Below are 13,590 nucleotides of genomic sequence, written 5' to 3'. Positions count from 1 at the left end.
GGGGTTGGTAGACAAAACGAGGATAACATCGCGATTGCGACAATCCGGCCCAAAGGCCGGCCGGCGCAAGGCGGCTTGATCGAGCGCAAATGCACTCGCAATTTCAATCCTGCACTGCTGCGGCTTCGTCCGACAGCATCCGCACGCCCGGCAGTTCGCATTCGTAGACGGCCTGGGCCAGCGCCTCGATCGCCGCCAGGCGCGGAAAACTGCGGCGCCATGCCAGCACCACGCGGCGCTCGGGCACGTGGCCTTCGAACGGCAGATAGCGCAGCAGGCTGTTGGACGGCGGCTGCTCCGGCACCGCCGTCACCGGCAGCACCGTCACGCCGATGCCGGCCGCGACCATATGGCGGATCGTTTCCAGCGACGAACCCTCGAAGGTGCGCTGAATGCCGTCGCTCGCGGCCGAGAAGCGCGACAGCTCCGGACACACCTCCAGCACCTGGTCGCGGAAACAGTGGCCGCTGCCCAGCAGCAGCATGGTCTGCTGCTTCAGGTCCTGCGCGTCGATCGATTCGCGCTGCGCCAGCTCGTGGTCTTGCGGCACCGCCACCACGAACGGCTCGTCGTACAGCGGCTGCATCACCAGCCCCGCTTCCGGCAGCGGCAACGCCATGATGGCGCAATCGATCTCGCCCTGGCGCAGCAACTCCACCAGCCGCACGGTGAAGTTCTCCTGCAGCAGCAGCGGCATCTGCGGGGTGCGGCCGATCTGCACCGGCACCAGGCGCGGCAGCAGGTACGGGCCGATGGTGTGGATCACGCCAACCCGCAACGGACCGGCCAGCGGGTCATGCCCCTGGCGCGCGATCTCCTTGATGCTGGCGCTTTCCTCCAGCACCTTCTGGGCCTGGGCGACGATGCGCTGCCCGATGGGCGTCACGCCCACCTCGGCCCCGCCCCGCTCGAACAGCGTCACGCCCAGCTCGTCCTCGAGCTTGCGGATCGCCACCGACAGCGTGGGCTGGCTGACGAAACAGGCCTCGGCCGCCCGGCCGAAATGGCGCTCACGGGCCACGGCCACGATGTATTTGAGTTCGGTCAGAGTCATGGACTGGGCCCCGGGGGTTGGGCGCCGGCCCGATGGGCGGCGCTGGAAAATGAAAAGGTCATCGCAAACCCATCCGTCAGGTGCGCAGGAAGTCTTCCCTGCCCCGCATCCAGCGGGCCAGGTGCGCCTGGACGGCGGCGGGATGTTCGGCGCGCAGCCAGACCGCGGCGTCGCGCGCCTGCTCGGCGATCTCGGCATCGGTTTCCAGGTCGGCAAAGCGCAGCAGCGCCATGCCCGACTGGCGCGTGCCCAGGAATTCACCGGGGCCGCGTTGTTCCAGGTCGCGGCGCGCGATCTCGAAGCCATCGGACGTCTCGAACATGGCGCGCAGGCGCTCGCGCGCCACCTGCGACAGCGGCGTCTGGTAGAGCAGCACGCAGACGGATTCGGCGGTGCCGCGCCCCACCCGGCCGCGCAACTGGTGCAGTTGCGCCAGGCCGAAGCGCTCGGCGTGTTCGATGACCATCAGCGAGGCATTGGGCACGTCCACCCCGACCTCGATCACGGTAGTGGCCACCAGCAGGTCGATCTCGCCCTCGCGGAAGGCCTGCATCACGGCGGCCTTCTCGGCCTGCGGCAGGCGGCCATGCACCAGGCCGATGCGCAGGTCCGGCAGGTCCACCCGCATGCCCTCATAGGTATCGACCGCGGTCTGTAGCTCCAGGGCCTCGCTTTCCTCGACCAGCGGACAGACCCAATAGGCCTGCTGGCCGCCGCGCGCGGCCTGCGCGATGTGGGCGATGACTTCCTCGCGCCGCGCGTCCGACACCAGCTTGGTCAGCACCGGCGTGCGCCCCGGGGGCAGTTCATCGATCACCGACACGTCCAGGTCGGCGAAGAAGGTCATGGCCAGCGTGCGCGGAATCGGCGTGGCGCTCATGTTGAGCTGGTGCGGCACGATGCGGCCGCGCACGGTCTCGCCCTTGCGCGTTAGCGCCAGGCGCTGGCCGACGCCGAAGCGATGCTGCTCGTCGACGATCGACAGCCCCAGGCGATGGAATTCGACGTGGTCCTGGATCAGGGCCTGGGTGCCCACCACCAGTTGCACGCTGCCGTCGGCCGCGGCGGCGGCGGCCTCGCGGCGCGCCTTGGCGGTCAGGCTGCCGCTGAGCCAGGCGACGTTCACGCCCAGCGGCTGCAGCCACGACACCAGCTTGCGGAAATGCTGTTCGGCCAGGATTTCGGTGGGCGCCATCAACGCCACCTGCGCGCCGCCGGCGATGGCCTGGGCCGCGGCGATGGCGGCGACCACGGTCTTGCCGCTGCCGACGTCGCCCTGCAGCAGGCGGTGCATGGGATACGGCCGCGCCAGATCCGCCGAGATTTCGGCCACCACCCGCTGCTGCGCGCCGGTCAGCTTGAACGGCAGCGCCTGGTACAGCCGGTCCACCAGGCCGCCCGGCTCGTCGCGCACCGGCAGCGCCTCGGCTTCCTTGGCGCGGCGTGCGGCGCGCGCCGCGGCCAGCGACAGTTGCTGGGCCAGCAGTTCATCGAACTTGATGCGGCGCCAGGCCGGATGTACCCGGTCCAGCAGCGCTGCTTCCGATTCCCCCTGCGCGGGCGTGTGCAGCGCGCGGATCGCCGGCGCGAATGGAGGCAAGTCGTAACGCGCCAACGCCTGCGGCGGCAAGGTATCGGACAGGTCGGCGCGGTCGAGCGCCTGGGCGATGGCGCGCCGCAGCGTCAACTGCGGCAGGCCCTCGGTGCTGGGATAGACCGGCGTCAGGGCGGTAGGCAGCGGCGCGTCGGCATTGGTCAGGCGCGGATGCACCATCTCGCGCCCGAACAGGCCGCCGCGCACGTCGCCGCGCGCGCGCAGGCGCCTGCCGACCGTGACCTGCTTCTGTTGGCTGGGATAGAAGTTCAGCCAGCGCAGTTGCAGCTCGCCGCTGTCATCGGCCAAGGTGGCGGTGAGCTGGCGGCGTGGCCGGTACAGGACTTCGGACTTGGTGATCTCGCCTTCGACCTGGCCGGCAAAGCCCGGCCGCAACTGGCTGATCGGCATGACGCGGGTTTCGTCCTCGTAGCGCAGCGGCAGGTGCAGCACGAAGTCCTCGGGCAACACCAGGCCCAGGTTACGCAGCTTGCGCTCCGTATCCGTCATGGCTTTGCCGGCGCCTTTGGAATCGGCGCCGGATCGCTTGGTTGCCACAGCCGCGGCCGGCATATGGGATGAAACCCCTGGGAAAAACGCGCGTTGGCGTTACAGGACCAGGATCGCCTCGACCTCGAACTGCGCGCCCTTGGGCAGGCTCGCCACGCCCACGGTCGAACGGGCCGGGAACGGCTGCGGGATCAGCTCGGCCATGATGGCGTTGGCGGCGGTGAACTTGCCCAGGTCGGTCAGGAACAGCGTCAGCTTGACCACGTTATCGAGCGTGCCGCCGGCGGCCTCGACCACTGCCTTCATGTTGGCGAAGGCCTGGCGCACCTGCGCATCGAAATTCTCGGACACAAGGTCACCGGTACCGGGCTCGAGGCCGATCTGGCCTGACAGGTAGACGGTCTTGCCGCCGCTGACGGCAACCGCTTGCGAGTAAGGGCCGACGGCGGCGGGCGCGGCGTCGGTATGGATGATTTGCTTGCTCATGGGCGGAATCCTTCTGATGACGGATAGCTACAACTATCGGATTTTAATCGGCAATAGGGTTTTGCGAAAGGCGGGCCTGGCGGCAGGCGGGTTTGGCGACACGCGCGACGCCAAGGAAACCCTGAACCATCCATGTTACCCACTCTTGGGCGCCGAAAAACAGCGCCTGGGCGGCGCCCGCCCCGGCACGGGTCCTGGTTTGCGTCGAAGCAGGATGCTCCAACCGCTCAGGCCGCGGGCCGCCGCCCGCTGCTGCCCGGCATTGGCGGGGTCCCGCCGATCTCGGCCCGGCTGGCCCACAGCAGGTCATACAGCGCCTGCGCCGCCAGCGGCAGGCTGCGCCCCTGGCGCCACACCAGATACAGCGGCCGCAACAATGCCTTGCCGGCCAACGGCACGATGCGCAGGTCGGGGCCGCCGAAGTGGAACAGCGTCATCGCCGGCACCACCGCCACGCCCAGGCCGGCCCGCACCAGCCCGGTGACGGTGGCCAGGTGTTCGACCTCGAACACCGGCGGCGGCGCGTCCGCGCCGAAGGCCCCGTCCAGGTGCTTGCGCACGCTGCTGTTGCGCGCCAGTTGGATCACCGCGTGCCGTGCCACGTCGCGCAGGCGCACCCGTGCCATCGCCGCCAGCGGATGATCGGCCCGGCACACCAGGAAATAGCGGTCCGCGTGCAGGAATTCGCTGTCCAGGTCGCTCATATCGGGTCGCCGCGAGGCCACCGCGAAATCCACCTGGCCGTCACGCACCATGTCCAGGCAGGGATCGAGCAAGGCATCGCGCAGGTCCACCGCGATGCCGGGATGGGCGGACCGGAAACGCGCCAGCAAAGGCGGCAGCCACCCCGCCGCCAGCGATGGCAGCGCGGCCAGCGCCACCCGCCCCCGGCGGCGGGCGGCATGGTCGCGCAAGTCTTCCATCACCAGATCCATGTCGGCCAGCAGGCGGCGCGCCGAGGCGTCCAGTACGCGTCCCTCCGCGGTCAGTTCCACGTTGCGGGTATTGCGATCGAACAGGCGCAGGCCGGCGCTGTCCTCCAGTTGCCGGATCAATGCGCTGAAGGCCGGCTGCGTCAGGTGGCAGCGCTGGGCGGCGCGGGTGAAGTGCCTCTCGTCGGCCAGGGCCACGAAAGCGCGCAACTGCCGGGCGGATAGATTCATGGTTTTTCTGGATTAATTGATCCGATATTTCTATTTTACGGATGATCGGGCGCTGCCTATAGTGGGCCTCCGGCTTCCCCTGAACGATGGTTATGTCCTCCAGTCCCCTGCTCATCGGCTGCGCTTCCGGCTTTTCCGGCGACCGCAGCGACGGTGCCGCCGCCGTGGTGCGATCGCTGATCGCCCGGGGTGGCGGCACGCTCATCTTCGAAACGCTGGCCGAACGCACCCTGGCGTTGGCGCAACTGGCGCGCAACGCCGATCCGCGCCAGGGCTACGAGCCGCTGCTGGACGAACTGGTGGCGCCGGTGCTGGCCGACTGCCTGCGCCACGGCATCGCCATCGTCAGCAATTTCGGCGCCGCCAATCCGGCGGGCGCGGCGCGCCGCATCGCCGAACTGGCCGCGCAACAGGGCCTGCCGGCGCCGCGCATCGCCGTGATCCATGGCGATGCGCTCGACGCGCCGGCGCAGCGCGAACTGTTGCGCCAGCGCCTGGGCGCAGCGCTCGACGGCGTCGATGTGGTCAGCGCCACCGCCTACCTGGGCGCCGCCGAGATCGCCCAGGCCCTGGCGGCGGGCGCGCAGATTGTCGTGGCCGGCCGCGTGGCCGACCCCTCCCTCACGCTCGGGCCGGCGCTGGCCCATTTCGGCTGGCAACTGGACGATTGGCCGCGCCTGGGCCGCGCCACCATGGCCGGCCACATGCTGGAATGCGGCCTGCAGGTCAGCGGCGGTTATTTCTGCGTGCCCGGGCTGAAGGACGTGCCGGACGTGCACGCCGCCGGCTTCCCCATCGCCGAAATCCAGGCCGACGGCGAATTCGTCATCGGCAAGGCCGCCGACACCGGCGGCATGGTGGATGCCCGCACGGTCAAGGAGCAACTGCTGTACGAGGTCCACGACCCCGCGCGTTACCTGACCCCCGATGTGGTGGCCGACCTGAGCCAGGCGCGGGTCGAGGAACTGGGCCGCGACCGCGTGGCCGTGCGCGGCATCACCGGCCACGCCCGGCCAGCCGAGCTCAAGGTCAACGTCTGCTATCACGGCGGCTGGCTGGCCGAGGCCGAGATCTCCTATGCCGGCGTGCAGGCCGAAGCGCGCGCGCGCCTGGCCGCCGACATCGTCAAGCGGCGGCTGGGCGCCGCGCTGCGCCTGCGCGCCGACTTGATCGGCGCGGTCAGCATTCTCGACAACGACGAAGGCGCCCTGCGCCAGGGCCGCGCCGACGGCCATGCGCGCGACGTGCGCCTGCGCCTGGCCGGCGAGCACGCCGACCGCGCCGTGGCCGAGCGCGTGCTGCGCGAAGTGACCGCGCTCTACACCTGCGGACCGGCCGGCGGCGGCGGCGTCCGCACGGCGCTGCGCCCGCGCCTGAACATGGTGTCCTGCACCATCCCCCGCGATGCCGTGGCCAGCGGCTGGCGCTTCCTGGACGAGATCACAGCATGACCGCCCCATTGACAGCCGTTCCCCTGTACCGCCTTGGCCACAGCCGTTCCGGCGACAAAGGCGACACTTCCAATCTCAGCCTCATCGCCTGGGACCCCGAATGCTACGCGGTGCTGGCGGCGCAGGTAACCGAGGCGCGCGTGGCCGACTGGTTCGCCTACCGCCATCCGGCCCGCGTCACGCGCTACCTCCTGCCCACCCTGCACGCCATGAATTTCGTGCTTGAAGGCGTGCTCGATGGCGGCGTCAATGACGCCCTCAACCTGGACGCCCACGGCAAGAGCCTGTCTTTCCGTCTGCTGGACATGACCGTACCGGTCAGCCCGGCGCTGGCCGCGCGCCTGCCCGACATTGCCTGCGACTACCCGGCCCCGGCCTGACTCCGCTTCCCCCACCACGACAACAACACCCAAACAGGAGACACACCATGCGCTTTACCCTCAAGGGCCGGCTGGCCCTGCTGCTGGCGGCCCTGCCGCTGACGGCCCTGGCCCAGGGCGGCCCGGCCGCCGACTTCCCCAGCAAACCCATCACCTTCATCGTGCCATTCGCCGCCGGCAGCGCCACCGACCAGATCGGCCGCGCCATCGGCCAGGGCGTCACCGAACAGACCGGCCAGGCCGTGGTGATCGAGAACAAACCGGGGGCCAGCGCCATGATCGGCGCCTCGGCCGCCGCCCGCGCGGCGCCGGATGGCTACACCATCCTCATCACCACCAACACCACCCAAGCCGCCAACGAGCATCTGTACAAGACGCTGACCTATCATCCGGTCAAGGACTATGCGCCGATCTCGCTGCTTGGCAAGGGTGGCCAGATCATGGTCGTCAACCCCAGCTCCAGCGCCAAATCGGTGGGCGATTTCCTGGCGCTCGCACGCCAGTCGCCCGGCAAGCTCAGTTTCGGCAGCGGCAGTTCCAGCAGCCGCATCGCCGGCGAACTGCTGCAACAGATGGCCGGCGTGCAACTGCTGCACGTGCCCTACAAGAGCAACCCGCTGGCCGTCACCGACCTGCTCGGCGGCCAGATCGACATGATGATCACCGACACCGCCACCGGCCTGCCCCAGGTCAAGTCCGGCAAGCTGCGGGCGCTGGGCGTGACCGGCAAGGCGCGTTCGCCGCTCGCGCCGGACGTGCCCACCATCGCCGAATCCGGCGTCCCGGGCTACGAGATGGGCTACTGGTTCGCGGCCTATGCGCCGGCCGGCACGCCGCCGCAGGTGGTCAAGCGCCTGAATGAACTGCTGGTCAAGGCCACCCGCAGCGCGCCGGCCAAGCAGTTCTATGGCCAGACCGGCACCGATCCGGCCACTTCCACGCCCGAAGAACTGGCGCAATTCCAGCAAGCCGAATCGAAGAAGTGGGGCGAGATCATCAAGAAGGCCGGCATCCAGCCGGAATGACCTTCCCGGGCAGTGCGCGCCGCTGCGCCTGCCCTGGCGCCTTTAGTGCAAGGCCGGAAGCAAAAAGCCCCGCCGCAGATGCGACAGGGCTTTTTTTTTTGGAGCGGATGAAGCGCGACTTATTTGTCGACGAAGGCGCGCTCGACCACGTAATCGCCCGGCTGGCCCACGCCCGGCGACACCACGAAACCGCGCTTGTCCAGCATGGCGCTGATGTCGGCCAGCATATGCGGGCTGCCGCAGATCATGGCGCGATCAGTTTCCGGGTTGATCTGGGGAATGCCGATGTCTTCGCACAGCTTGCCGCTTTCCATCAGCTCGGTGATACGGCCCTGGTTGCGGAACGGCTCGCGCGTGACGGTCGGGTAATAGACCAGCTTTTCGCGCACCACATCGCCGAAGAACTCGTTGTTCGGCAGTTCGTTCTCGATGAAGTCGGCGTAGGCCAGCTCGCTGACCCAGCGCACGCCGTGCACCAGAATGACCTTGTCGAAGCGTTCGTAGACGTCCGGGTCCTTGATGATGCTCATGAAGGGCGCCAGGCCGGTGCCGGTACCGAACAGGAACAGGTGCTTGCCAGGCTTGAGGTCGTCGACCACCAGCGTACCCACCGGCTTGCGGCTGACCAGGATGGTGTCGCCTTCCTTCAGGTGCTGCAGGCGCGAGGTCAGCGGACCGTTCTGCACCTTGATGCTGAGGAATTCCAGGTTCTCCTCGTAGTTGGCGCTGGCGATGCTGTAGGCGCGCAGCAATGGCTTGCCTTCGACTTCCAGGCCGATCATGACGAAATGGCCGTTGTGGAACCGCAGGGCCGCGTCACGCGTGGTGGTAAAGGAAAACAGGGTGTCGTTCCAGTGGTGCACGCTCAGCACGCGCTCGGTATTGAAAGCAGCCATGTCGTATCTAGTAAGGACGCGTCCGGTATTAGGGTTGTCCCTATTCTACAGGGACTCGATGATAATTGCTCTCATTATTCCGTAATACCTTTATGCCGTATTGATGAGGATCAACGGTCTTAGCTCAAGTCTTACAGTGAGTTGAACATGATAAGACTTCCTGTTATCGTGCCGCTCTGACTTGATAATCATTTTCGTTAGCAGACCGTTTTGAGCCGCCGCGGCGTTCTCGCCGTCGCGTTTCCCTTGCCGGAGTTCCCTTCATGTCCATGCGTCCCCAAATGACCAACCTGCTGCGCGCCCTGGCCCTGGCCGGCGCCGCCGCCTTTGCCGTCCCGGCCCACGCGGCCGGGGAAGTCAGCCTCTACACCACCCGGGAACCCAAGCTGATCCAGCCCCTGCTGGACGCCTTCACCAAGGAAAGCGGCATCAAGGTCAACACCGTGTTCGTCAAGGACGGCCTGCTCGAGCGCGTCAAGGCCGAGGGTGCCAAGTCGCCCGCCGACGTGCTCATGACCGTCGACATCGGCAACCTGCTCGACCTGGTGGACGGCGGCGTGACGCAGTCGATCAAGTCGCCGACGCTGGAATCGGTCATCCCGGCCAACCTGCGCGGCGCCGATGGCAAGTGGTACGCCCTGTCGCTGCGCGACCGCGTGCTGTACGTCGAAAAGGACCTCAAGCTGGAATCCTTCCGCTACGAAGACCTGGCGGACCCGAAATGGAAAGGCAAGGTCTGCATCCGCTCGGGCCAGCATCCCTACAACACCGCCATGGTCGCCTCCATGATCGCCCATGACGGCGCCGAAGCCACCGAAAAATGGCTGCGCGGCGTCAAGGCCAACCTGGCCCGCAAGGCCGCCGGCGGCGACCGCGACGTGGCCCGCGACATCCTGGGCGGCATCTGCGACATCGGCCTGGCCAACGCCTATTACGTCGGCCACATGAAGAACGCCGAACCCGGCACCGACGCCCGCAAGTGGGGCGACGCCATCAAGGTGGTCCGCCCGACCTTCGCCAACGAAAAGAGCGGCGGCACCCACGTCAATGTCAGCGGCGCGGCCGTCGCGGCCTACGCGCCCAACAAGGACAACGCCATCAAGCTGCTGGACTTCCTGGTGTCCGAACCGGCGCAGGCGCTGTACGCGCAGGCCAACTACGAATACCCGGTACGCAAGGGCGTCAAGCTCGACCCGGTCATCGCCAGCTTCGGCGAGCTGAAGGTCGATCCCCTGCCCCTGACCGAGATCGCCAAGTACCGCAAGCAAGCCAGCGAGCTGGTGGACAAGGTCGGTTTCGACAACTAAACGCGGCAAGGCGGCGCCCACGGGCGCCGCCTCGCGGCACTCAGGCCTGCCCTTGCCCGCCCGGAAATCCCCGGAGCGGGCGACGGCAGGCCTTGACGCTACTATAGGCGCCTGCCGCGCGGCGCCTTTCCCGCAGTAACCCTTGTAAGCATGCATACAGATTCCCTGCCCCGGCCGCTGCGTTTGCGCTGGGCTGAACGCGGTTCCGGCTGGCTGGCCGGCGCCGCCCTGATCGGCCTGGCGGTGCTGGCACCGGTATTGACCCTGGTCTGGTGGGCGCTGGGCGGCGACCTGTCGCATTGGCGGCACCTGGCCACCTATGTCCTGCCGCAGGCGCTGGCCAACACAGCGGCGCTGCTGGCCGGCGTCGGCGTCCTGGTGACCTTGCTGGGCACCGGCGCGGCCTGGCTGGTGACGGCGTACGAATTCCCCTCGCGGCGCGCGCTGACCTGGGCCCTGCTGCTGCCGCTGGCGGTGCCCACCTACATCATCGCCTTCGCCTACCTGGACCTGCTGCATCCGATCGGCCCGGTCCAGGGCGCCATCCGCGCGCTGCTGGGCTATGACAGCCCGCGCCAGTTCCGGCTGCCCGACCTGCGCTCGATCTACGGCGCCATCTTCGTGCTGGGCTTCGTGCTGTATCCCTACGTATACCTGAGCACCCGCGTCATGTTCATGACGCAGGCCGCCAGCCTGCTGGAAGCGGCCCGCACGCTGGGCGCCGGCCGCTACGCCGTGTTCTTCCGGGTGGCGCTGCCGCTGGCGCGCCCGGCCATCGTGGTCGGCGTCAGCCTGGCGCTGCTGGAAACCCTGAACGACATCGGCGCCTCGGAATTCCTGGGCGTGCAGACGCTGACCGTGTCGGTCTACACCACCTGGGTCACGCGCTCGGACCTGGCCGGCGCGGCGCAGATCGCGCTGACCATGCTGGCCATTGTCATCGGCCTGATCCTGCTCGAACGCCATGGCCGCAAGCGCCAGCGCTACGCCAACACCCAGCGCATGCGGCCGATGCAGCCGCGCCGCCTGCGCGGCCCGGCCGCGCTGCTGGCGCTGGTGCTGGGCTGGATTCCCGTGCTGGTTGGCTTTGCCGCGCCCGCCCTATACCTTGTGGTCGAAACCTACAAGCGCCTGCACCTGGTGGGCGGGGTTTCCAGCCAATTGCTCAACGGACTCGGCAATACGCTGATCGTGGCCTTCAGCGCCACCGTCGTGACGCTGGTCTGCGGCCTGATCGTGGCGTGGGCCGGCCGCACGCTGCGCGAAAGCGCCGGCTTCAATCCGGGGCGCGCCTGCGCGCGCGTGGCCAGCCTGGGTTATGCCGTGCCCGGCACCGTGCTGGCCATCGGCCTGCTGACGCCATTCGTCTGGATCGACACGGCCGTGGCCACGGTGTTCGGCGGCAATGGCCTGTTCCTGATGGGGTCGATGGCCGCGCTGGTGTGCGCCTATGCCATCCGCTTCCTGGCCATCTCCACCGGCGCGCTGGAAGCCGGGCTGGCGCGCATCCCGCCGTCCCTGGAACAGGCCTCGCGGCTGTTGGGCGAAAGTTCGGCCGGCACGCTGCGCCGCGTTCACCTGCCACTGCTGCGCCCGGCGCTGGCGGCCAGCGCCCTGCTGGTGTTCGTGGACGCCATGAAGGAATTGCCGGCCACGCTGCTGCTGCGGCCCATGAATTTCGATACGCTCGCCACCTGGCTCTATGCCGAGGCGGCACGGGGCACTTACGAAGAAGGCGCCGTCGCCGCGCTGGCCATCGTGCTGGCCGGGCTGCTGCCCGTCATCCTGCTGGCCCGCACCAATCTGAAAATGGGACATTGAACATCGTGCCCGATCTGCTCGAACTCGATCACCTCTCGCTGGCCTACGACACGCCCAAGGGCCTGCGCCCCGTGGTGCAGGACCTGACGCTGGGCCTGCCCGCCGGCCATATCGGCTGCCTGCTGGGCGAATCCGGCTGCGGCAAGACCACGGTGCTGCGCGCCATCGCCGGCTTCGAACCGGTGCGCGCCGGCCGCATCCTGCTCGATGGCACGGTCATTTCCTCGCCCGCCGAACAGGTCGCCCCGGAAAAACGCCGGGTCGGCATGATGTTCCAGGACTACGCGCTGTTTCCGCACCTGTCGGTGGCGCAGAACGTGGCCTTCGGGCTGCGCCGCCTGGATCGCGCCGAACGCGCCCGCCGGGTCGAGGAAATGCTGGCCCTGGTCGGCCTGGCGCATGCCGCCAACAGCTACCCGCACGAGATATCCGGCGGCCAGCAGCAGCGCGTGGCGCTGGCGCGGGCACTGGCGCCCTCGCCCGACCTGCTGCTGCTGGACGAACCGTTTTCCAATCTGGACGTGGACACCCGTGAGCGTCTCGCCTTCGAGGTGCGCGAAATCCTCAAGACCACCGGCCACACCGCCATCCTGGTGACGCACAACCAGGCCGAGGCCTTCGCCATCGCCGACCGCATCGGCGTGATGGCGTCCGGGCGCATCGCGCAATGGGATACCCCCTACAACCTGCACCACCATCCCGCCGACGATTTCGTGCGCGATTTCATTCGGCGCGAAGCGCTGGTCGAACAGCGCGAACAGGTTTTCGCGCGCGGCCGCTGACCCAGGCGCCGCACACTGCCACGCCGACGCGCTGGCCGCGGCAAGCGCCGTCCGTGCGGCGCTGCCGACGCGGGCAACCGGCAGCCGACAGCCGGCCATGCCGCCGCCGGCTGCGGCCGATCAATCCGCCGACAGCTTCACTTTCTGCGACAGCGCCTTGAACGACTCGTGCTGGCTGCGGGTCAGGCGTTCCACCTCGGCTGGCGACGAGCCGTACGGCATGAAGCCGGCCTGCTCCAGCTTGTCCTTGACGTCCGGCATCGCCAGAGCGGCCTGGAACGCTTCGCTCAATGCGCGGGTGATTTCCGGCGGCATTCTGGCCGGGCCATAGACCGCGAACCACGGATCCACCACCGCCTCGCCGTAGCCCAGCTCGGCCAGCGTCGGCACGTCCGGCAAGGCCGGGGCGCGCTTGCTGCCGGTAACCGCCAGGGCGTGTACCTTGCCCGACTTGATGTGCGGCAGCGACGCCGGCAGATTGTCGAACATGACCGGCAGATGTCCGCCCAGCAGGTCGTTGAGGGCCTGCGCGCTGCCCTTGTAGGGAATGTGCTGCATGCCCGCGCCGGTCACCTGCTCGAACATCACGCCGGCCAGGTGCATCGAGGTGCCGGTGCCGGGTGTGCCAAAGGCGGTGCCCGGATGCTGCTTGGCATACGCCACCAGGTCCTTGACGCTGCCGACCTTGAGCGCCGGGCCGGTCTCGAGCACCACCGAGGACGCGCCCAGCATGCTGATGCCGGTGAAGTCCCTGGTCGGGTCGAACGGCATCGAGGGATAGACGAAGGGGTTCAGCGCATTGGTGGAAATGGCGCCGAAGCCGATGGTGTAGCCGTCCGGCGCGGCCTTGGCCACGGCGTCCATGCCGATGTTGCCGCCGGCGCCCGGACGGTTTTCGATGATGACGGGCTGGCCCAGTTTCTCGGCCACTTTCGCGCCGGCGGTGCGCGCCACCAGGTCGGTGGTGCCGCCGGCGGTGTACGGCACGATGAACACGATGGGCTTGGCCGGGTAGCCGGCGGCCTGCGCGGCAGTCGCGCCATGGACCAGCGCCAGCGCGGCCAGGCCGCGCAGCGCATTCAGGGTAAAGCGTTGCATGATGTCTCCATCCCGATTGTTAT

General features: G+C 68.3%; 12 protein-coding genes. 6 read left to right on the top strand and 6 right to left on the bottom strand.

From position 1 onward, the window contains the following. Positions 1-103 precede the first annotated feature (103 nt). The 4 genes from AC6LKG_RS03790 to AC6LKG_RS03775 all read right to left on the bottom strand — a co-directional run bounded on the left by AC6LKG_RS03790 (position 104) and on the right by AC6LKG_RS03775 (position 4,807). A complete protein-coding gene (locus AC6LKG_RS03790; RefSeq protein WP_006386427.1) occupies positions 104-1,054 on the bottom strand; it encodes a LysR substrate-binding domain-containing protein in 951 nt (316 codons plus the stop codon). A 76-nt stretch (positions 1,055-1,130) separates the two neighbouring features. Continuing rightward, positions 1,131-3,221, bottom strand: coding sequence for an ATP-dependent DNA helicase RecG (gene recG, locus AC6LKG_RS03785; protein ID WP_498162833.1), 2,091 nt, complete (start codon positions 3,219-3,221; stop codon positions 1,131-1,133). Positions 3,222-3,257: 36 nt separating this feature from the next. After that, the gene (locus AC6LKG_RS03780; protein WP_498162831.1) at positions 3,258-3,644 is read right to left on the bottom strand and encodes a Rid family detoxifying hydrolase; all 387 of its coding nucleotides are present in this window, start codon (positions 3,642-3,644) and stop codon (positions 3,258-3,260) included. Positions 3,645-3,871: 227 nt separating this feature from the next. Next, positions 3,872-4,807, bottom strand: a complete 936-nt coding sequence (locus AC6LKG_RS03775; RefSeq protein ID WP_498162829.1) for a LysR family transcriptional regulator — start codon at positions 4,805-4,807, stop codon at positions 3,872-3,874. Between the two features lie 92 nt (positions 4,808-4,899). On the opposite strand from AC6LKG_RS03775, the gene AC6LKG_RS03770 reads away from it, so the two are divergent. The 3 genes from AC6LKG_RS03770 to AC6LKG_RS03760 are packed head-to-tail and all read left to right on the top strand — an operon-like array spanning position 4,900 to position 7,663. After that, positions 4,900-6,258 carry an acyclic terpene utilization AtuA family protein gene (locus tag AC6LKG_RS03770; RefSeq protein ID WP_498162828.1) on the top strand — a complete coding sequence of 453 codons (1,359 nt, stop codon included), beginning with the start codon at positions 4,900-4,902 and terminating at the stop codon, positions 6,256-6,258. After that, entirely contained in the window at positions 6,255-6,638 is a 384-nt protein-coding gene (locus tag AC6LKG_RS03765; RefSeq protein WP_498162827.1) for an AtuA-related protein, read from the top strand. Before AC6LKG_RS03770 ends, AC6LKG_RS03765 begins: the two co-directional genes overlap by 4 nt. Before the next feature lie 47 nt (positions 6,639-6,685). Next, positions 6,686-7,663, top strand: a complete 978-nt coding sequence (locus AC6LKG_RS03760) for a Bug family tripartite tricarboxylate transporter substrate binding protein (protein WP_498162825.1) — start codon at positions 6,686-6,688, stop codon at positions 7,661-7,663. A 119-nt stretch (positions 7,664-7,782) separates the two neighbouring features. On the opposite strand, the gene AC6LKG_RS03755 is transcribed toward AC6LKG_RS03760, so the two are convergent. Next, entirely contained in the window at positions 7,783-8,559 is a 777-nt protein-coding gene (locus tag AC6LKG_RS03755) for a ferredoxin--NADP reductase (RefSeq protein WP_026383518.1), read from the bottom strand. Positions 8,560-8,822: 263 nt separating this feature from the next. Here AC6LKG_RS03755 and AC6LKG_RS03750 point away from each other — a divergent pair, with 263 nt between their 5' ends. The 3 genes from AC6LKG_RS03750 to AC6LKG_RS03740 all read left to right on the top strand — a co-directional run bounded on the left by AC6LKG_RS03750 (position 8,823) and on the right by AC6LKG_RS03740 (position 12,469). Beyond that, positions 8,823-9,866: a Fe(3+) ABC transporter substrate-binding protein gene (locus AC6LKG_RS03750; RefSeq protein ID WP_498162823.1), complete on the top strand. Its 1,044-nt coding sequence runs from the start codon at positions 8,823-8,825 to the stop codon at positions 9,864-9,866. Between the two features lie 150 nt (positions 9,867-10,016). Beyond that, on the top strand, positions 10,017-11,687 hold the full coding sequence (locus AC6LKG_RS03745) for an ABC transporter permease (protein ID WP_498162822.1): 1,671 nt from the start codon (positions 10,017-10,019) through the stop codon (positions 11,685-11,687). A gap of 5 nt (positions 11,688-11,692) precedes the next feature. Further along, a complete protein-coding gene (locus tag AC6LKG_RS03740) occupies positions 11,693-12,469 on the top strand; it encodes an ABC transporter ATP-binding protein (RefSeq protein ID WP_498162907.1) in 777 nt (258 codons plus the stop codon). 120 nt (positions 12,470-12,589) lie between these two features. On the opposite strand, the gene AC6LKG_RS03735 is transcribed toward AC6LKG_RS03740, so the two are convergent. Beyond that, the gene (locus tag AC6LKG_RS03735; RefSeq protein WP_498162820.1) at positions 12,590-13,567 is read right to left on the bottom strand and encodes a Bug family tripartite tricarboxylate transporter substrate binding protein; all 978 of its coding nucleotides are present in this window, start codon (positions 13,565-13,567) and stop codon (positions 12,590-12,592) included. Positions 13,568-13,590 lie beyond the last annotated feature (23 nt).

This window comes from Achromobacter sp. 46006 (assembly GCF_059761975.1).
This window is presented reverse-complemented; position numbering and strand designations above follow the sequence as displayed.